The organism is Janthinobacterium silvisoli (genome assembly GCF_014200725.1).
Classification (GTDB): Bacteria; Pseudomonadota; Gammaproteobacteria; order Burkholderiales; family Burkholderiaceae_D; genus Janthinobacterium.
Genome location: NZ_JACHCL010000006.1, coordinates 242,828 through 259,664, shown reverse-complemented (window position 1 = coordinate 259,664; position 16,837 = coordinate 242,828). Strand labels below are relative to the sequence as shown.

Annotated in this window: 32 protein-coding genes; 31 read left to right on the top strand and 1 reads right to left on the bottom strand. The window is 54.2% G+C overall.

Translation table 11 applies throughout. From position 1 onward, the window contains the following. Both HDE75_RS22900 and rpsJ read left to right on the top strand, forming a co-directional pair. The coding region (locus HDE75_RS22900; RefSeq protein ID WP_465052654.1) for an EF-Tu C-terminal domain-related protein at nucleotides 1-147 on the top strand (147 nt) is incomplete at its 5' end. A 179-nt stretch (nucleotides 148-326) separates the two neighbouring features. Continuing rightward, nucleotides 327-644, top strand: a complete 318-nt coding sequence (rpsJ, locus tag HDE75_RS22895; protein ID WP_010394389.1) for a 30S ribosomal protein S10 — start codon at nucleotides 327-329, stop codon at nucleotides 642-644. A gap of 121 nt (nucleotides 645-765) precedes the next feature. Here the strand turns inward: rpsJ and HDE75_RS22890 are convergent, their stop codons facing one another. Beyond that, nucleotides 766-1,317, bottom strand: a complete 552-nt coding sequence (locus HDE75_RS22890; protein WP_183680793.1) for an RND family efflux transporter — start codon at nucleotides 1,315-1,317, stop codon at nucleotides 766-768. 812 nt (nucleotides 1,318-2,129) lie between these two features. On the opposite strand from HDE75_RS22890, the gene HDE75_RS22885 reads away from it, so the two are divergent. From HDE75_RS22885 to rplQ, 29 genes are all read left to right on the top strand, one after another. Further along, the gene (locus tag HDE75_RS22885; RefSeq protein ID WP_183680792.1) at nucleotides 2,130-2,318 is read left to right on the top strand and encodes a hypothetical protein; all 189 of its coding nucleotides are present in this window, start codon (nucleotides 2,130-2,132) and stop codon (nucleotides 2,316-2,318) included. 328 nt (nucleotides 2,319-2,646) lie between these two features. Next, nucleotides 2,647-3,303 carry a 50S ribosomal protein L3 gene (gene rplC / locus HDE75_RS22880; protein ID WP_152245623.1) on the top strand — a complete coding sequence of 219 codons (657 nt, stop codon included), beginning with the start codon at nucleotides 2,647-2,649 and terminating at the stop codon, nucleotides 3,301-3,303. 3 nt (nucleotides 3,304-3,306) lie between these two features. Next, complete coding sequence (gene rplD, locus HDE75_RS22875) at nucleotides 3,307-3,927, top strand: 50S ribosomal protein L4 (protein ID WP_183680791.1); 621 nt, start codon at nucleotides 3,307-3,309, stop codon at nucleotides 3,925-3,927. Continuing rightward, on the top strand, nucleotides 3,924-4,241 hold the full coding sequence (gene rplW, locus HDE75_RS22870) for a 50S ribosomal protein L23 (RefSeq protein ID WP_038497047.1): 318 nt from the start codon (nucleotides 3,924-3,926) through the stop codon (nucleotides 4,239-4,241). Before rplD ends, rplW begins: the two co-directional genes overlap by 4 nt. Further along, complete coding sequence (rplB, locus tag HDE75_RS22865) at nucleotides 4,241-5,068, top strand: 50S ribosomal protein L2 (RefSeq protein WP_183680790.1); 828 nt, start codon at nucleotides 4,241-4,243, stop codon at nucleotides 5,066-5,068. The genes rplW and rplB overlap by 1 nt, the downstream gene beginning before the upstream one ends. Before the next feature lie 10 nt (nucleotides 5,069-5,078). Further along, on the top strand, nucleotides 5,079-5,354 hold the full coding sequence (gene rpsS, locus HDE75_RS22860) for a 30S ribosomal protein S19 (protein ID WP_008444295.1): 276 nt from the start codon (nucleotides 5,079-5,081) through the stop codon (nucleotides 5,352-5,354). Further along, nucleotides 5,351-5,683, top strand: coding sequence for a 50S ribosomal protein L22 (gene rplV, locus HDE75_RS22855; protein ID WP_170840583.1), 333 nt, complete (start codon nucleotides 5,351-5,353; stop codon nucleotides 5,681-5,683). The genes rpsS and rplV overlap by 4 nt, the downstream gene beginning before the upstream one ends. Before the next feature lie 9 nt (nucleotides 5,684-5,692). Further along, nucleotides 5,693-6,508, top strand: coding sequence for a 30S ribosomal protein S3 (rpsC, locus tag HDE75_RS22850; RefSeq protein ID WP_183680789.1), 816 nt, complete (start codon nucleotides 5,693-5,695; stop codon nucleotides 6,506-6,508). Nucleotides 6,509-6,510: 2 nt separating this feature from the next. Then, nucleotides 6,511-6,930 carry a 50S ribosomal protein L16 gene (rplP, locus tag HDE75_RS22845; protein WP_038497037.1) on the top strand — a complete coding sequence of 140 codons (420 nt, stop codon included), beginning with the start codon at nucleotides 6,511-6,513 and terminating at the stop codon, nucleotides 6,928-6,930. Nucleotides 6,931-6,942: 12 nt separating this feature from the next. Next, nucleotides 6,943-7,134, top strand: a complete 192-nt coding sequence (gene rpmC / locus HDE75_RS22840) for a 50S ribosomal protein L29 (protein WP_010394412.1) — start codon at nucleotides 6,943-6,945, stop codon at nucleotides 7,132-7,134. Further along, the gene (gene rpsQ, locus HDE75_RS22835) at nucleotides 7,131-7,403 is read left to right on the top strand and encodes a 30S ribosomal protein S17 (protein ID WP_065310148.1); all 273 of its coding nucleotides are present in this window, start codon (nucleotides 7,131-7,133) and stop codon (nucleotides 7,401-7,403) included. Before rpmC ends, rpsQ begins: the two co-directional genes overlap by 4 nt. Before the next feature lie 253 nt (nucleotides 7,404-7,656). After that, nucleotides 7,657-8,025, top strand: a complete 369-nt coding sequence (gene rplN / locus HDE75_RS22830; RefSeq protein WP_008444317.1) for a 50S ribosomal protein L14 — start codon at nucleotides 7,657-7,659, stop codon at nucleotides 8,023-8,025. Nucleotides 8,026-8,034: 9 nt separating this feature from the next. After that, nucleotides 8,035-8,349 (top strand): 50S ribosomal protein L24, encoded by a 315-nt coding sequence (gene rplX, locus HDE75_RS22825; protein ID WP_010394419.1) that lies wholly within the window; start codon nucleotides 8,035-8,037, stop codon nucleotides 8,347-8,349. 6 nt (nucleotides 8,350-8,355) lie between these two features. Then, nucleotides 8,356-8,895, top strand: a complete 540-nt coding sequence (gene rplE, locus HDE75_RS22820) for a 50S ribosomal protein L5 (protein WP_183680788.1) — start codon at nucleotides 8,356-8,358, stop codon at nucleotides 8,893-8,895. A 4-nt stretch (nucleotides 8,896-8,899) separates the two neighbouring features. Continuing rightward, nucleotides 8,900-9,205: a 30S ribosomal protein S14 gene (gene rpsN, locus HDE75_RS22815; RefSeq protein WP_038497021.1), complete on the top strand. Its 306-nt coding sequence runs from the start codon at nucleotides 8,900-8,902 to the stop codon at nucleotides 9,203-9,205. Nucleotides 9,206-9,219: 14 nt separating this feature from the next. Next, complete coding sequence (rpsH, locus tag HDE75_RS22810) at nucleotides 9,220-9,615, top strand: 30S ribosomal protein S8 (protein WP_008444325.1); 396 nt, start codon at nucleotides 9,220-9,222, stop codon at nucleotides 9,613-9,615. 10 nt (nucleotides 9,616-9,625) lie between these two features. Next, nucleotides 9,626-10,159: a 50S ribosomal protein L6 gene (gene rplF, locus HDE75_RS22805; RefSeq protein ID WP_034778281.1), complete on the top strand. Its 534-nt coding sequence runs from the start codon at nucleotides 9,626-9,628 to the stop codon at nucleotides 10,157-10,159. A 13-nt stretch (nucleotides 10,160-10,172) separates the two neighbouring features. Beyond that, nucleotides 10,173-10,535 carry a 50S ribosomal protein L18 gene (gene rplR, locus HDE75_RS22800; protein ID WP_010394431.1) on the top strand — a complete coding sequence of 121 codons (363 nt, stop codon included), beginning with the start codon at nucleotides 10,173-10,175 and terminating at the stop codon, nucleotides 10,533-10,535. Between the two features lie 9 nt (nucleotides 10,536-10,544). Beyond that, the gene (gene rpsE / locus HDE75_RS22795) at nucleotides 10,545-11,063 is read left to right on the top strand and encodes a 30S ribosomal protein S5 (protein ID WP_010394433.1); all 519 of its coding nucleotides are present in this window, start codon (nucleotides 10,545-10,547) and stop codon (nucleotides 11,061-11,063) included. Between the two features lie 10 nt (nucleotides 11,064-11,073). Then, nucleotides 11,074-11,253 (top strand): 50S ribosomal protein L30, encoded by a 180-nt coding sequence (gene rpmD, locus HDE75_RS22790; RefSeq protein WP_010394435.1) that lies wholly within the window; start codon nucleotides 11,074-11,076, stop codon nucleotides 11,251-11,253. 30 nt (nucleotides 11,254-11,283) lie between these two features. Continuing rightward, the gene (gene rplO, locus HDE75_RS22785) at nucleotides 11,284-11,715 is read left to right on the top strand and encodes a 50S ribosomal protein L15 (RefSeq protein WP_183680786.1); all 432 of its coding nucleotides are present in this window, start codon (nucleotides 11,284-11,286) and stop codon (nucleotides 11,713-11,715) included. A 32-nt stretch (nucleotides 11,716-11,747) separates the two neighbouring features. Further along, nucleotides 11,748-13,082 carry a preprotein translocase subunit SecY gene (gene secY / locus HDE75_RS22780; RefSeq protein WP_183680785.1) on the top strand — a complete coding sequence of 445 codons (1,335 nt, stop codon included), beginning with the start codon at nucleotides 11,748-11,750 and terminating at the stop codon, nucleotides 13,080-13,082. 18 nt (nucleotides 13,083-13,100) lie between these two features. Next, nucleotides 13,101-13,319, top strand: coding sequence for a translation initiation factor IF-1 (gene infA, locus HDE75_RS22775; protein ID WP_005663428.1), 219 nt, complete (start codon nucleotides 13,101-13,103; stop codon nucleotides 13,317-13,319). 42 nt (nucleotides 13,320-13,361) lie between these two features. Then, the gene (rpmJ, locus tag HDE75_RS22770; RefSeq protein WP_119811791.1) at nucleotides 13,362-13,475 is read left to right on the top strand and encodes a 50S ribosomal protein L36; all 114 of its coding nucleotides are present in this window, start codon (nucleotides 13,362-13,364) and stop codon (nucleotides 13,473-13,475) included. A 14-nt stretch (nucleotides 13,476-13,489) separates the two neighbouring features. Then, on the top strand, nucleotides 13,490-13,855 hold the full coding sequence (rpsM, locus tag HDE75_RS22765; protein ID WP_046681666.1) for a 30S ribosomal protein S13: 366 nt from the start codon (nucleotides 13,490-13,492) through the stop codon (nucleotides 13,853-13,855). Between the two features lie 17 nt (nucleotides 13,856-13,872). Beyond that, nucleotides 13,873-14,277: a 30S ribosomal protein S11 gene (gene rpsK, locus HDE75_RS22760; RefSeq protein ID WP_010394475.1), complete on the top strand. Its 405-nt coding sequence runs from the start codon at nucleotides 13,873-13,875 to the stop codon at nucleotides 14,275-14,277. A gap of 257 nt (nucleotides 14,278-14,534) precedes the next feature. Then, nucleotides 14,535-15,158: a 30S ribosomal protein S4 gene (gene rpsD, locus HDE75_RS22755; RefSeq protein ID WP_183680784.1), complete on the top strand. Its 624-nt coding sequence runs from the start codon at nucleotides 14,535-14,537 to the stop codon at nucleotides 15,156-15,158. A 102-nt stretch (nucleotides 15,159-15,260) separates the two neighbouring features. After that, nucleotides 15,261-16,238 carry a DNA-directed RNA polymerase subunit alpha gene (locus HDE75_RS22750; protein WP_008444343.1) on the top strand — a complete coding sequence of 326 codons (978 nt, stop codon included), beginning with the start codon at nucleotides 15,261-15,263 and terminating at the stop codon, nucleotides 16,236-16,238. A gap of 143 nt (nucleotides 16,239-16,381) precedes the next feature. Then, complete coding sequence (gene rplQ, locus HDE75_RS22745) at nucleotides 16,382-16,774, top strand: 50S ribosomal protein L17 (protein WP_183680783.1); 393 nt, start codon at nucleotides 16,382-16,384, stop codon at nucleotides 16,772-16,774. Nucleotides 16,775-16,837: the final 63 nt, after the last annotated feature.

Sequence of the window (16,837 nt, the reverse complement as noted above, 5' to 3'; positions counted from 1 at the left end):
GACAAAGAAATGGTTATGCCAGGCGATAACGTGTCGATCACCGTCAAGCTGATCAACCCGATCGCGATGGAAGAAGGTCTGCGCTTCGCTATCCGCGAAGGCGGCCGTACCGTCGGCGCTGGTGTTGTTGCAAAAATCCTGGCTTAATTCTTAAGCCTGCATAAAAGAGGAAGCGTCGTCGCCCGGCGCCCCTCTTTTTTTTCGACTGCCGGGGTTGGCAAGCATTTTGGTGCTATCATGTCGACCCTGACGGTTGTTGCGTCAGAAATTCCCGTATTACCTCATTGCCGTGCAGACCGCGCGGTTCGTTCTTTTAAGGAAATATCATGTCGGCACCAAACCAAAAAATCCGTATCCGCCTGAAGGCTTTCGATTACAAACTGATCGACCAGTCCGCTCTGGAAATCGTTGAAACCGCGAAGCGCACCGGCGCTGTCGTCAAAGGCCCAGTACCACTGCCTACCCGTATTCAACGTTTCGACGTGCTGCGTTCCCCGCACGTCAACAAAACTTCGCGCGATCAGTTCGAGATCCGTACGCACCAACGCCTGATGGACATCGTTGATCCAACGGACAAAACCGTTGACGCGCTGATGAAGCTGGACCTGCCAGCTGGTGTTGATGTAGAAATCAAACTGCAATAATTGTTTCGCGCTGGCGTGTGGGGAATGCCCCTCTCGCCAATGCATAATGAGGCCGGGCCTGTTCGCGATCGCGAGCACGCCCGGCCTTGTTTTTTGTGCTGTCGTTCAGCAGATGGCTGCCTTATTTCAGGTTGGCCGCCACCACTTCAAAGCGCTTGCCCAGCGCCGCCTGCGGGCCGCCCTGCAACTGTTTTGCGTACTGGCGCAGCACATCGGCGGAATAGGTGCGCGAAGGCGGTGACAGGTTCGGCAGCAGAGGCAGCGCGCGCTCCAGGTAATTGCTGCCCTCTTGCCATTTGCCTTGCGCGGCCAGCGCGGACGCCAGCTCTACTGTGCGCCGGCCAATGCGTGCATCGCTGCGCGGCTGTGCCGCTTCCTCGGTGGCCAGGGCCTGACGGTAGAGCTGCTCGGCTTCCACATTCTTGCCTTCCAGGCGCTTGATGCGTCCCAGGTTGTACTGGCGTTGCGACAGCAGCTCAGGTGCTGCATTCGCCTGTTCGGCCGTACGCAGCGCCTGTGTGCAGGCCAGATCGGCCTCGGCCAGCTGCCCCTTCAGTTCGGCGTTATTGCACGCATCGTGCTGCTCATTGGAGGTGGTAAGGAGCGTTGCGGGTGTGCTGCAGGCACTGAGCAGGGCGGCGGCGCATAGCAGGCTGATAGTATGTATCTTCATGATCTCCTCGTATTTGCGTGGGCAAACCTTTGGCGGGAAGCGTGACTCATTGAAGTATTTCTATGACGATGCTATCAGTATTTGCGCGCCTGCGGCATGTTTCGCGGTCAGCCGCGCGCGCGTCCGATCAGCGCCGGTTTGCCGCTTCAGGGGCGCCTGGAATCTTGCCTGGATCCAGCCGGAGTACCGACGTCGTTTTGCCCGAGGGGAGTGGTCGCGCAGCCTGCCGCAAGCAGCGCCGGTTTTCTGCGGCGCCAGCGGTCTTGCTGGCGGCGCACAGCGATGGGGGCAAGCGCATCGCGGCCTGGAAATCGGCGCTGATGATGGCGTCGCCAGGCCGTTTTCAGCGCGTGAGCCGGTGGCTCGTATCAGTCTGATCCTGCGTCGCGCCGGCGCTACAATCGCCTTCCGCAAGACTGGCATGACGATAGCTGCTACAACGCCTGCCAGGCGCTGGGCAAGTCGCTCGATAATGCGGCTAGAAAACATATCGCCTTCCTTGCCGCCTGCCGCGGTGGAGCACCAGCGCCGTCTGCATCGCCCGGACGCGCTTTGAGCTGGTCACTGTGCTGCACAACATCTGGCGTTGCCCCATGGCGCCCTGCATGGGGTGCCGAATGCTGAAGGCGATGTGTTGGCGCATAAGCTAATTCATTTTTTATGCAAAGTGGTGTTGAGTTGGTATTGTTTACGGTATTCTATTGGAATTGCTTTTCTTTCAATGGCAGGCCGGTAGAGGTGTGCCAGGGGCTGCGGCGAGGGTGGCGCGGCAGCCTTGTCTGTTCTTCCATCCATATAAAAGGAGACGAATCATGATCAAGAAAGCCAGTGCCTTCCTGTTTGCCCTCGGCCTGAGCGCTTCGTACGCGTTTGCGGCCGGCGATGTGACGCAGTGCTATATGGAGTGCGGCCAGAAAGTGGCGCGTTGCCAGGCCAGTCTGGGCGGCAGTCCGATCTGCTCGGACATGTACGACCATTGCCTGGCCAACTGCCAAAAATAAGGCAATCCTGGAATAAAAAGCGGGGCAGGTGCGTAGGCGCGTGTCCCGTTTGTTTTCTCGCCGCGATGTATTTTCAGTCAGGCGTCCAGCCGGCCTATAATCAGCCTTTCCTGCCATTTTCATGCCATCCGGCATGATTTTCAGCCGCCTTTTCCAACTCCCGCAGGGGCGCTGAGCAACACTTTGACATACCTCGTGTTAACTTGTTGCGTCAAGGGTTTTTGTGCTATATACTAGCCGGCTTCGGTATGGATTCGTCTTTTTTGAGTCCTACGTTACTTTGTAGTTAAACAAGCCCCGCCCAATCGCAGGTGGGAATGGAGAAAAAATGAGCCTAGGCCTTCTCGGTCGCAAGGTTGGTATGATGCGCATTTTCACGGATGAAGGGGATTCGATTCCTGTCACCGTGCTGGACGTATCGAACAACCGTGTTGCGCAAATCAAAACCCCTGAAACAGATGGCTACTCCGCTGTTCAGGTCGCATTCGGTCAACGTCGCGCTTCCCGCGTGACCAAAGCTGTTGCTGGTCATCACGCTAAAGCTGGTGTTGAAGCCGGTACTCTGTTGAAAGAGTTCCGCGTTGACGCTGCTAAAGCCGCCGAACTGAAAGCTGGCGATGTTGTTGCCGCTTCCCTGTTCGAAGTCGGTCAAAAGATCGACGTGCAAGGCGTTACCATTGGTAAAGGCTATGCCGGTACCATCAAACGTCACCACTTCTCTTCTGGCCGCGCAACGCACGGTAACTCGCGTTCGCACAACGTTCCAGGTTCCATCGGTATGGCACAAGATCCAGGTCGCGTTTTCCCTGGTAAGCGCATGACCGGTCATCTGGGTGACGTTAACCGTACGATCCAGAACCTCGTGATCGCCCGTATCGATGCCGACCGTCAGCTGCTGCTGGTCAAAGGCGCGATTCCAGGCGCGAAAAATGGCCAGGTAGTTGTCTCGCCAGCCATCAAAACCAAAGCCAAGAAGGGAGCTTAAACGATGGAACTCAAGCTTCTGAATGCGCAAGGTCAAGCCGGCTCCAACGTCGTCGCTGCTGATACTGTTTTCGGCCGTGATTACAATGAAGCGCTGATCCACCAAGTCGTGATCGCTTATCAAGCGAATGCACGTAGCGGTAACCGCAAGCAAAAAGACCGTGAAGAAGTTCACCACACGACCAAAAAGCCATGGCGCCAAAAAGGTACCGGCCGCGCTCGTGCTGGTATGTCGTCGTCGCCACTGTGGCGCGGCGGTGGTCGGATTTTCCCGAACTCGCCTGACGAAAACTTCACCCACAAAGTGAACAAAAAAATGTATCGCGCAGGTATCTGCTCGATCCTGTCGCAGCTGGCTCGCGAAGAGCGCCTGATCGTCATCGACGATCTGACGATCGACGCGCCAAAAACCAAGCTGTTGTCGCAAAAATTGAACGGCCTGGGCTTTGATTCGGTTCTGATCATCACCGACGTTCTGAACGAAAACCTGGAACTGGCATCGCGCAACCTGCCTAACGTACTCGTCGTTGAGCCACGTCACGCAGACCCGATGTCCCTGGTGTTCTACAAGAAGATCTTGGTCACCAAAGCTGCACTGGCTAAGATTGAGGAGATGCTGGCATGAGCGCGATTTTGAAACATAGCGAAGAACGCTTGATGAAGGTGCTGTTGGCGCCGGTCATTTCCGAAAAGGCCACCATGGTCGCGGAAAAGAACGAGCAAATTGTATTCCGCGTATTGCCGGATGCAACCAAGCCTGAGATCAAGGCAGCAGTTGAACTGCTGTTCAAAGTTGAAGTCCTGTCGGTGCAAACCGCGAACCGTGAAGGTAAGCAAAAGCGCACTGGCCGTTTCAACGGTCGTCGTAACCATACCAAGCGTGCTTTCGTGTGCCTGAAACCTGGCCAGGAAATCAACTTCTCCGAGGAGGCTGCATAATGGCACTCGTTAAGATGAAACCAACCTCGCCAGGCCGTCGCGGCATGGTAAAGGTGGTGAATGCCGACCTGTACAAAGGTCGTCCATTTGCTGCCCTGGTTGAAAAGAAATCCAAGACCGCTGGTCGTAACAACAACGGTCACATCACCACCCGTCATATCGGTGGTGGTCACAAGCAACACTACCGCTTGATCGACTTCAAGCGCACCAAAGATGGTATTCCAGCGAAAGTGGAACGTATCGAATACGATCCAAACCGCACCGCGAATATCGCTCTGCTGTGCTACGCCGACGGCGAACGCCAATACATCATCGCGACCAAAGGCATGTCCGTTGGCGACAGCGTGATGAACGGTTCGGAAGCACCGATCAAATCGGGTAACTGCTTGCCAATCCGTAACATCCCAGTCGGCACCGTGATGCATTGCGTCGAAATGCTGCCAGGTAAAGGTGCACAAATTGCACGTACCGCCGGCGCTGGCGTTGTGCTGATGGCCCGTGAAGGTACCTACGCTCAAGTGCGTCTGCGCTCGGGTGAAGTACGTCGCGTGCACATCGAGTGCCGTGCAACCGTGGGTGAAGTCGGCAATGCCGAGCACAGCCTGCGTAAGATCGGTAAAGCTGGTGCGATGCGCTGGCGCGGTGTTCGTCCTACCGTTCGCGGTGTGGTCATGAACCCGGTCGATCACCCGCACGGTGGTGGTGAAGGTAAAACAGCAGCTGGTCGTCATCCAGTTTCGCCTTGGGGCCAACAGACTAAAGGTAAGAAGACACGCAGCAACAAGCGTACTACTTCCATGATCGTCTCGCGCCGCGGCAAGAAATAAGGGGTAGCACATGACACGTTCATTGAAAAAAGGGCCGTTCTGTGACGCCCACCTGGTGAAAAAAGTTGAAGCTGCGCAAGCTGCCAAAGACAAAAAGCCAATCAAAACCTGGTCGCGTCGTTCGACAATCATGCCTGACTTCATCGGCCTGACGATCGCGGTACATAACGGCAAGCTGCACGTGCCAGTTTATGTTTCCGAAAACATGGTTGGTCACAAGCTCGGCGAATTCGCACTGACCCGTACGTTCAAGGGCCATGCAGCTGACAAAAAGGCTAAGAAATAATGGAAACTAAAGCTATCCTCAAAGGTGTGCGCCTGTCGGACCAAAAGGGCCGCCTGGTTGCGGACCTGATCCGTGGCAAGAAAGTTGACGCTGCACTCAACATCTTGCAATTCAGCCCGAAAAAAGGTGCTGCGATCATCAAGCGTGTTCTGGAATCCGCAATTGCGAATGCTGAGCACAACGATGGCGCCGACATCGACGAATTGTTCGTGAAAACGATCTACGTCGAAAAGGGTCCGGTCCTGAAGCGCTTCACCGCGCGTGCAAAAGGCCGTGGCGACCGTATTTCGAAACAATCCTGTCACGTTTACGTGACTGTCGGTAACTAAGGAGCCACGATGGGTCAGAAAATTCATCCAACCGGTTTCCGTCTGGCGGTCACCCGTAACTGGGCTTCGCGCTGGTATGCAGGCAACGGCAATTTCGCTGCCATGCTGAACGAAGACTTGAAAGCACGTGCTTACCTGAAAAAGAAACTGAAGAACGCTTCGGTTGGCCGCATCGTTATCGAGCGTCCAGCAAAGAACGCGCGCTTCACGATCTACAGCTCGCGTCCAGGCGTGGTCATTGGTAAAAAAGGCGAAGACATCGAAGTACTGAAGTCCGCTTTGACCAAGATCATGGGCGTGCCAGTACACGTGAATATCGAAGAAATCCGCAAGCCGGAAATCGATTCGCAACTGATCGCCGATTCGATCTCGCAGCAGCTGGAAAAACGTATCATGTTCCGCCGCGCCATGAAGCGCGCAATGCAAAACGCAATGCGCCTGGGTGCTCTCGGTATCAAGATCATGTCGTCCGGCCGTCTGAACGGTATCGAAATCGCTCGTAAAGAGTGGTACCGCGAAGGCCGCGTGCCTCTGCATACCCTGCGCGCAGATATCGACTACGGTACCAGCGAAGCATCGACCACCTACGGCATCATCGGCGTCAAGGTATGGGTTTACAAAGGCGACCGCGCTCCTAACGGCGACGCACCAGTAATCGATACTCCAGCTGACGAGAAGAAAAGCCGCGGTCCACGCCGTGACGATGGCAAGCCAGCCGGCCGCCCACGTCCAGCGGGTGCGAAACCATCCACAGCACCAGGTGCTGCTCGTGTGCGCGCCGCTAAACCGGCCGCCGCTGCACCAGCTGAGAAAGCAGGAGAATAATCATGCTGCAACCAGCACGCAGAAAGTATCGTAAAGAGCAGAAAGGCCGTAATACCGGTATTTCGCACAGCCGCGGCACCGCCGTGTCGTTTGGCGAATTCGGTCTGAAGGCAGTTGCGCGCGGTCGTATCACTGCGCGTCAAATTGAAGCGGCGCGTCGTGCAATGACGCGTCACATCAAGCGCGGTGGCCGTATCTGGATCCGTATCTTCCCGGACAAACCGATTTCGAACAAACCGGCTGAAGTCCGTATGGGTAACGGTAAAGGTAATCCTGAGTACTACGTGGCTGAAATCCAGCCAGGTAAAGTACTGTACGAAATGGATGGCGTTGATGAAGCGCTGGCACGGGAAGCTTTCCGTCTTGCCGCCGCTAAACTGCCACTGGCTACGACTTTTGTCGTACGTCAAGTCGGCCAATAATTGGAGTTGTATATGAAAGCATCTGAACTCCGCGGCAAGGACCAGCCGGCTCTGCAAAAAGAGCTGAATGATCTGTTGAAGGCACAGTTCGGCCTGCGTATGCAAATCGCTACGCAACAGCTGAGCAACACTTCGCAGCTCAAGAAGGTACGCCGCGATATCGCGCGTGTGAAGACGGTAATGAATCTGAAGGAAGCCAAATGAACGAACCAGTGAAACAGTCGCTCAAGCGCACGCTGATCGGTAAAGTGGTATCCGACAAGATGGACAAGACCGTTACCGTTCTGATCGAGCGCCACGTGAAACATCCTTTGTATGGCAAGATCATCATGCGTTCGAACAAGTATCACGCGCATGACGAGACCAACCAGGTCAAAGCCGGTGATACGGTAGAGATCCAGGAAGGTCGTCCGATCTCCAAAACGAAGGCATGGACGGTGACTCGTGTGGTTCAAGCCGCACCCATCGTTTAAATAAAAACCACCGCTTCGGCGGTGGGTTTTAATTAGTACTTGCAGGCCCGCAAATTGTATGTAATACTTGCGGGCTTCGTTCATGTAACGCCGCAAAGTGTCTGGCCACAGACAGTAGCATTCGCGGTCAGTTGATGTATGAAGGTCATGCACCCAAACAGTGAAGCCCAGCAGGGCGGCTCTGGCGGGACCAAGACTGACCGCGGGTCTACATTGTGTGGATTCTTCGGCTTAAGTTGGGAAAGAGAATACTATGATTCAAACTGAAAGCCGGCTCGAAGTGGCTGACAATACCGGTGCCAAAGAAGTAATGTGCATCAAGGTATTGGGCGGCTCCAAGCGCCGTTATGCTGGCATTGGCGATGTGATCAAGGTAACCGTTAAGGTTGCTGCGCCACGTGGCCGTGTCAAAAAAGGTGAAATTTATAACGCCGTGGTTGTGCGCACCGCTAAAGGTGTTCGCCGCCAAGACGGTTCCCTGGTGAAGTTCGACGGCAATGCCGCCGTTCTGTTGAACGCCAAGCTGGAACCGATCGGTACCCGTATTTTTGGACCTGTCACGCGCGAACTGCGCACTGAGAAGTTCATGAAAATCGTGTCCCTGGCACCGGAAGTCCTGTAAGGAGTCGTAATGGATAAGATTCGTAAAAACGACGAAGTCATCGTTCTGACCGGGAAAGACAAGGGCAAACGTGGTGTGGTGCAGCAGCGTATCGATGCTGAACATATCGTGGTTGACGGCATTAACATCGCTAAAAAAGCGACTAAGCCTAACCCGATGACTGGCGTAACTGGTGGTATCGTCGACAAGACCATGCCAATTCACGTGTCCAACGTTGCATTGTTTAATGCAGCGACTGGCAAGGCAGATCGCGTGGGTTTCAAAGAAGTGGATGGCAAAAAAGTCCGCGTCTTTAAATCCTCCGGCGAAGTAGTGAAGGCTTAAGAAATCATGGCACGTCTCCAAGAATTCTATAAAGAAAAAGTCGTCGCCGACCTGACAGCCAAATTTGGCTACAAGTCGTCGATGGAAGTTCCACGCCTGACCAAGATCACCCTGAACATGGGTGTTGGTGAGGCAATCGCGGATAAAAAAGTACTCGAGCACGCTGTTGCTGACTTGACCAAGATCGCCGGCCAGAAGCCAGTGACCACCAAGTCGCGTAAAGCGATCGCGGGCTTCAAAATCCGTGAAGGCTACCCAATCGGTACGATGGTTACCCTGCGCGGCGCTCGTATGTACGAGTTCCTGGATCGCTTCATCACCGTGGCTCTGCCACGTGTACGCGATTTCCGTGGTGTAAATGGTCGTGCATTCGATGGCCGTGGCAACTACAACATCGGTGTCAAGGAACAGATCATTTTCCCTGAGATCGAGTACGACAAGATTGACGCGTTGCGCGGTATGAATATCAGCATCACGACAACCGCTAAGACCGACGATGAAGCGAAAGCGCTCCTCGCCGCCTTTAAATTCCCGTTCAGAAACTGAGATCATGGCAAAATTGGCACTGATTAACCGTGAGCAAAAGCGTGTAGACCTGGCTGCGAAATTCGCCGTCAAACGCGCTGCGCTGAAGGCCATCGTTGATGACCAGTCGAAATCGGAAGAAGAGCGTTACGAAGCGCGCCTGAAATTGCAAGCGCTGCCACGTAACTCGAATCCGACGCGTCAACGTAACCGTTGCGCAATCACCGGTCGTCCGCGCGGCACATTCCGTAAATTCGGTCTGGGTCGTATCAAGCTCCGTGAATTCGCCATGCGTGGTGAAATTCCGGGTATGACAAAAGCAAGCTGGTAATAGGAGAATATGCAATGAGTATGAGCGATCCTATCGCCGATATGCTGACCCGCATTCGCAACGCACAAGGCGTGCAAAAAACGACCGTGGCCATGCCATCGTCGAAAGTCAAAATTGCGATTGCCAACGTCCTGAAGGACGAGGGTTACATTGAAGATTTCGCTGTTGCCGAAGCTGGTGGCAAGGCGGAACTGAAGATCGGTTTGAAGTATTATGTTGGCCGTCCCGTTATTGAGCGCTTGGAGCGCGTGTCCCGTCCGGGTCTGCGCGTCTACAAGGGTAAAGACGAGATCCCTACTGTGATGAATGGCTTGGGTGTGGCGATCGTGTCGACTCCGCAAGGCGTCATGACTGACCGCAAAGCACGCGCTACCGGTGTCGGCGGCGAAGTTATTTGCTACGTGGCTTAAGGAGTTACACATGTCTCGAGTAGCTAAAATGCCTATCGTAGTGCCAGCTGGCGCCGAAGTCGCCATCTCCGCACAAGCGATCACCGTAAAAGGCCCGCTGGGCGTGCTTTCCCAGGCCCTCACCGGCCAGGTCAAAGTAGAAAACAATGCAGGAACCCTGAGTTTCGACGTGGCGAACGACAGCCGCGAAGCCAATGCCATGTCCGGCACGCTGCGCGCTCTGGTCAACAACATGGTTGTTGGCGTCACCAAGGGTTTCGAGAAAAAGCTGAACCTGGTAGGCGTGGGTTACAAGGCGCAAGCTCAAGGCGACAAGCTGAATCTGTCCCTGGGTTTCTCGCACCCTGTAGTGCACGACATGCCAGCCGGCGTTACCTGCGCAACACCAACCCCGACTGAGATCCTGATCAAAGGTATCGATCGTCAACAGGTTGGCCAGGTAGCTGCCGAAGTTCGTGCTTACCGCGCTCCTGAGCCTTATAAAGGCAAGGGCGTTCGCTATGCGGACGAAGTGGTTAAGCTTAAAGAAACCAAGAAGAAGTAATTAGGGGCTGACGATGGATAAGAAAGAATCACGGCTTCGCCGCGGACGCCAAACCCGCATCAAGATCGCGGAATTGAAAGTAAATCGCTTGTCGGTGCATCGCACCAACCTGCACATTTACGCCAACCTGATCAGCCCGGACGCTAAAGTCCTGGTTTCGGCATCGACTGCTGAAGCTGAAGTACGCGCTGAACTGGCAGGCCAATCCGGCAAAGGCGGCAATGCCGCTGCTGCAGCCTTGATCGGCAAGCGCGTTGCTGAGAAAGCATTGAAAGCAGGAATTACCGAAGTTGCGTTTGACCGCTCCGGTTTCCGTTACCACGGCCGTGTGAAAGCGTTGGCAGAAGCCGCACGCGAAGCCGGTCTGAAGTTCTAAGGATCAATCATGGCAAAAATGCAAGCAAAAATGCAAAGCGACAAGCCGGATGATGGCATGCGCGAAAAAATGATCGCGATCAACCGCGTGACCAAAGTGGTCAAGGGTGGTCGTATCATGGGTTTCGCCGCGCTGACCGTAGTTGGTGATGGCGATGGCCGCGTCGGCATGGGCAAGGGCAAGTCGAAAGAAGTGCCAGTTGGCGTGCAGAAAGCAATGGAAGAAGCACGTCGCAACCTGATCAAAGTGCCGCTCAAAAACGGTACTCTGCATCACACGGTAGTCGGTCGTCATGGCGCGTCGAAGGTTCTGATGAACCCAGCCAAGCCTGGTACCGGCGTTATCGCTGGTGGCGCAATGCGCGCTATCTTCGAAGTGATGGGCGTGACGGACGTGGTGGCGAAATCCACCGGTTCGAACAACCCATACAACCTGGTGCGCGCTACGCTGGACGGCCTGTCGAAAATGAGTACTGCTTCCGATATCGCTGCTAAACGCGGCAAATCGGTTGAAGACATTCTGGCTTAAGGTGGACAAAATGACAAACACAGTCAAAGTGCAATTGGTCAAGGGCTTGATCGGTACGCGCGAATCGCATCGCGCTACCGTGCGCGGTCTGGGTCTGCGTCGTGTAAATTCGGTTTCCGAATTGCAAGACACCCCATCCGTACGCGGCATGATCAATAAAGTATCGTATCTCGTTAAAGTTGTCGGGTAAGCCTTCGGGCTTACACGAACGGAGCAAATCATGGAATTGAATACTATTGCACCAGCCGAAGGCGCTAAGCACTACAAGCGTCGCGTCGGTCGCGGTATCGGCTCCGGCCTGGGTAAAACCTCGGGTCGCGGTCACAAAGGTCAGAAATCGCGTTCGGGCGGCTTTCATAAAGTCGGTTTCGAAGGCGGTCAAATGCCTCTGCAACGCCGTCTGCCTAAGCGTGGTTTCAAATCGCTGAACGCCACTTTCAAAGCTGAAGTGCGTTTGTCCGATCTGAACAACCTGGCTGTTGGCGAAGTCGACATTCTGGTCTTGAAGCAAGCTGGCGTTCTGGGCGTGTTGGCCCGTGACGTGCGCGTGATCTTGTCCGGCGAAATCACCAAAGCGGTGAATTTGAAGGGCTTGAAAGTGTCCGCTGGCGCGAAAGCAGCCATCGAAGCAGCCGGCGGCTCAGTAGCCTGAGTTGACCGCTAACAGCTTGATCGGAGCGAAAATTGGCGACTAATCCACAACTTGCTAAAAGTGCAGCGGCCGGTTTCCCTTGGGGGCGGCTCTGGTTTTTGCTTGGCGCATTGGTGGTTTATCGTATCGGAGCTCATGTCCCGGTTCCCGGGATTGATCCGACACAATTAGCCGCGCTGTTCAAGGAGCACGAAGGCGGCGTCCTGGGCATGTTCAACATGTTCTCGGGCGGTGCCTTGTCTCGTTTTACAGTGTTTGCGTTAGGTATCATGCCTTATATCTCGGCCTCGATCATCATGCAGTTGCTGTCGATCGTGTCACCGCAGATGGAAGCGTTGAAAAAAGAAGGCGAAGCAGGCCGTCGCAAGATCACCCAGTACACCCGGTATTTCACGGTGGCCCTGGCCCTGTTTCAAGCGTTAGGTATTGCAGTCGCACTGGAGTCGCAAGCTGGTCTGGTATTGGAGCCTGGTCTTGCATTCCGCTTCGTAACGGTCGTCACTTTGTTGACCGGAACAATGTTTTTGATGTGGTTGGGTGAGCAAATTACCGAGCGTGGCTTGGGTAATGGCATCTCCATCATCATTTTTGCCGGGATTGCCGCGGGTCTGCCGACCGCACTGGGTGGTTTGTTCAGCCTGGTGTCGAATGGTTCGATCGGTAGCTTGGGTGCGATCTTCATCGTGATCCTGGTAGCACTGGTAACGTTCTTCGTGGTATTCGTCGAACGTGGTCAGCGCAAAATATTGGTCAATTACGCGAAGCGCCAGGTAGGCAACAAGATTTATGGCGGTCAAACCAGCCATTTGCCGTTGAAGCTGAACATGGCCGGCGTGATCCCGCCGATCTTTGCTTCTTCGATCATCTTGTTCCCAGCCACTATCGTGGACTGGTTTTCAAAGGGCGCCGACAACGCTAACCCTGCGGTGCGGTTCTTGAAAGATTTGGCAGCATCGATGGGGCCTGGTGAGCCTATCCATGCGCTGTTGTACGCAGTGGCGATCGTGTTTTTCTGTTTCTTCTATACCGCGCTGGTTTTCAACAGCAAAGAAACAGCGGATAACTTGAAGAAGAGCGGTGCGTTCATTCCCGGGATCCGTCCAGGCGAACAGACAGCCCGTTACATCGACAAGATCCTGACACGCTTGACACTTGCCGGCGCAGTCTACATCACCCTGGTATGTTTATTGCCGGAATTTATGCAAGCCCAGTGGAAAGTACCATTCTATTTCGGCGGTACTTCTTTATTGATTATTGTAGTTGTCACCATGGATTTCATGGCGCAAGTACAGAACTACGTGATGTCGCAGCAATATGATTCGCTGCTGCGCAAAGCAAATTTCAAGGGCGGAATTCCGACGCGTTAAGCGCGGTAAACACACCGAATGGCAAAAGACGACGTCATACAGATGCAAGGCGAGATTCTTGAGAATCTCCCAAATGCAACATTTCGAGTGAAGCTGGAGAACGGACACGTGGTGCTCGGGCATATTTCAGGTAAAATGCGGATGAATTATATTCGCATTCTCCCTGGAGACAAGGTGACGGTAGAGTTAACACCGTATGACCTGAGCCGAGCCCGCATTGTGTTCCGTACCAAGTAACACACTGAATCAAACCAAAGAAGCGAAAGAAAGAGCCCTAAAATGAAAGTTCTCGCATCAGTCAAGCGGATCTGCCGCAACTGCAAAGTCATCAAGCGCAAAGGCGTAGTTCGCGTTATCTGCGTAGAGCCACGTCACAAGCAGCGTCAAGGTTAATCGAGGAATAACAAATGGCACGTATTGCAGGGGTTAATATCCCAAATCATCAGCATACCGTTATCGGCCTGACAGCCATCTACGGTGTGGGCCGTCCACGCGCAGAGAAAATCTGTGCATCGACCGGTGTAGCAACCAACAAAAAGATCAAAGATCTGGACGACAGCGAACTGGAAAAGCTGCGCGATGAAGTAGGTAAATTCATCGTCGAAGGCGATCTGCGTCGTGAACTCTCGATGAACATCAAGCGTTTGATGGATCTGGGTTGCTACCGTGGCATGCGTCATCGCAAGGGTCTGCCTTGCCGTGGCCAGCGTACGCGTACGAACGCACGTACCCGCAAGGGACCGCGTAAAGCCGCTCAATCGCTGAAAAAATAATCCGCTAGGGAATAATTATGGCCAAGTCGCAAAATAACGCCGCATCAGCACGCGTGCGTAAAAAAGTCAAAAAGAACGTCGCTGAAGGCATCGCACATGTCCACGCATCGTTCAACAACACCATCATTACCATCACCGATCGTCAAGGCAATGCCTTGTCGTGGGCCACTTCGGGCGGTGCTGGCTTCAAGGGTTCGCGTAAATCGACCCCGTTTGCAGCGCAGGTCGCCGCAGAAGCCGCTGGTAAAGTTGCTGTTGAGTGTGGCGTGAAGAACCTGGAAGTACGTATCAAGGGCCCAGGTCCTGGTCGTGAATCCGCTGTTCGCGCGCTGAACAACCTGGGCATCAAGATCACCGAGATCCAGGACGTGACGCCGGTACCGCACAACGGTTGCCGTCCACCGAAACGTCGTCGTATCTAAGACAGTGTTGCAGAGGGCGCCTCGGCGCCAGCTGCTTTGCTGTATGCAGTAAACAGTACAGTTGTGTGAAAACGCTGGAGCAGGGAGCCGGAAACGGTTATACTGCCCGGCTGTTCTTGCCTGTCAAATCCTGTTTGACGGGTTTTTCGTTTTCAGCCACCGTCTGATTGAAACCAAATCAGACTAGCGCCTAACCGCATCAGTGTGTTTGATCATGCATGTGGCTGGGGCGTTATCATTTAAAAAAAGGAAGTATCGTGGCACGTTATATCGGACCTAAAGCAAAACTTTCCCGCCGTGAAGGTACAGACCTGTTCCTGAAGAGCGCACGCCGTTCGCTGGACAGCAAGTGCAAACTGGACGTCAAACCAGGCCAGCACGGTGTTAAATCCGGCGCCCGCACCTCGGACTACGGTAACCAACTGCGCGAAAAGCAAAAAGTAAAACGCATGTACGGCGTGCTGGAACGTCAATTCCGCCGCTACTTCGCTGAAGCTGACCGTCGTAAAGGCAACACCGGCGAAACGCTGTTGAAGTTGCTGGAAACGCGTCTGGACAACGTTTGCTACCGCATGGGCTTTGGCTCGACCCGCGCTGAAGCGCGTCAACTGGTCAGCCACAAAGCGTTCACCGTGAACGGTATCGTTGTCAACATCGCTTCGTACTCGGTCAAAGTAGGCGACGTTGTTGCTGTTCGCGAAAAGTCGAAAAAGCAAGTGCGTATCGTTGAAGCACTGTCGCTGGCTGAACAAGTTGGTATGCCTAGCTGGGTTTCGGTTGATGCCAAGAAAATGGAAGGTACCTTCAAGTCCCTGCCAGAGCGTAACGAAATCGCTAACGACGTCAACGAATCGCTGATCGTCGAGCTGTACTCGCGTTAATAGTAGTTAGCAAGACTCCCGCCCACTCAGTCGAGTGGGCGTTTTACTAATGCCATCAGCCTTATCGGTGTAATGAGCCGAGGGTATTGAAAAGGACATTTCATGCAAAACAGTTTGTTGAAGCCACGTATTATCGATGTAGAGGCGCTGGGCGCCGGCCACGCTAAAGTAGTGATGGAGCCGTTCGAACGCGGCTATGGCCATACATTGGGTAACGCGTTGCGCCGCGTCTTGCTGTCGTCGATGGTAGGCTACGCGCCGACCGAAGTGACGATCGCTGGCGTCGTACACGAATATTCTTCCCTCGATGGCGTGCAAGAAGACGTCGTCGATCTGTTGCTGAACTTGAAGGGTGTGGTTTTCAAAGTCCACAACCGCGATTCCGTAACCCTGACACTGAAAAAAGAAGGCGAAGGCGCCATCCTGGCCTCCGACATCGACCTGCCGCATGACGTCGAACTGATCAACCCTGACCACGTGATCGCCCACCTGACCGCTGGTGGCAAGCTGGACATGCAGATCAAGGTTGAAAAAGGCCGCGGCTACGTTCCTGGTAACGTGCGTCGCCTGTCGGAAGACACGAACAAGACCATCGGCCGCATCATCCTGGACGCGTCGTTCTCGCCAGTGCGCCGCGTGTCGTATTTCGTTGAATCGGCTCGCGTCGAACAGCGTACCGACCTGGATAAGCTGATCATCAACATCGAAACCAACGGCGTGATCTCGCCGGAAGAAGCGATCCGTCAATCGGCTCGCGTTCTGGTAGACCAGTTGAATGTGTTCGCTGCCCTGGAAGGCACGGAAGCCGCCGCCGAAGCGCCATCGCGCGCTCCGCTGGTCGATCCTATCCTGTTGCGTCCAGTCGACGACCTGGAGTTGACCGTGCGTTCGGCAAACTGCCTGAAAGCGGAAAACATCTACTACATCGGCGACTTGATCCAACGTTCGGAAAACGAACTGCTGAAAACGCCAAATCTGGGCCGCAAGTCCCTGAACGAAATCAAGGAAGTGCTGGCATCGCGCGGCTTGACCTTGGGCATGAAGCTGGAAAACTGGCCGCCTGCTGGCCTGGAAAAGTAATACGTAGTTGTAGCAAACTGCCTGGGACAGGTGTCCCAGGCTTTTATTTTTGAAGTACCCAACCGGTCCGCGGCTGATGAAGACGAAAGTCTCATTGAACCGATCGAAGAACTGGATTAAAACTCTTATTAAAAGGATTTATCATGCGTCATGGTCACGGCCTCCGTAAACTGAATCGTACCTCGTCCCACCGTCTGGCAATGCTGCGCAACATGACAGTATCGCTGCTGCGTCACGAAGCGATCAAAACCACCCTGCCAAAAGCAAAAGAACTGCGCCGCGTTGTTGAGCCAATTCTGACCCTGGGCAAAACCGACACCCTGGCAAACAAGCGTCTGGCATTCAGCCGTCTGCGCGACCGCGAAATGGTTGTGAAACTGTTCGCTGAACTGGGCCCACGTTTTGCCAACCGTAACGGTGGTTATGTACGTATCCTGAAAATGGGTTTCCGCGTCGGCGACAACGCTCCTATGGCTTTTGTTGAGCTGATGGATCGTCCAGACACGACCGAAGCTGTTGAAGTCGCTGGCGAGTAATCGCTGAGCAACAACTGCAGTATTGAAAGCCAGGCCTAGCCTGGCTTTTTTGTTTTCTGCTGC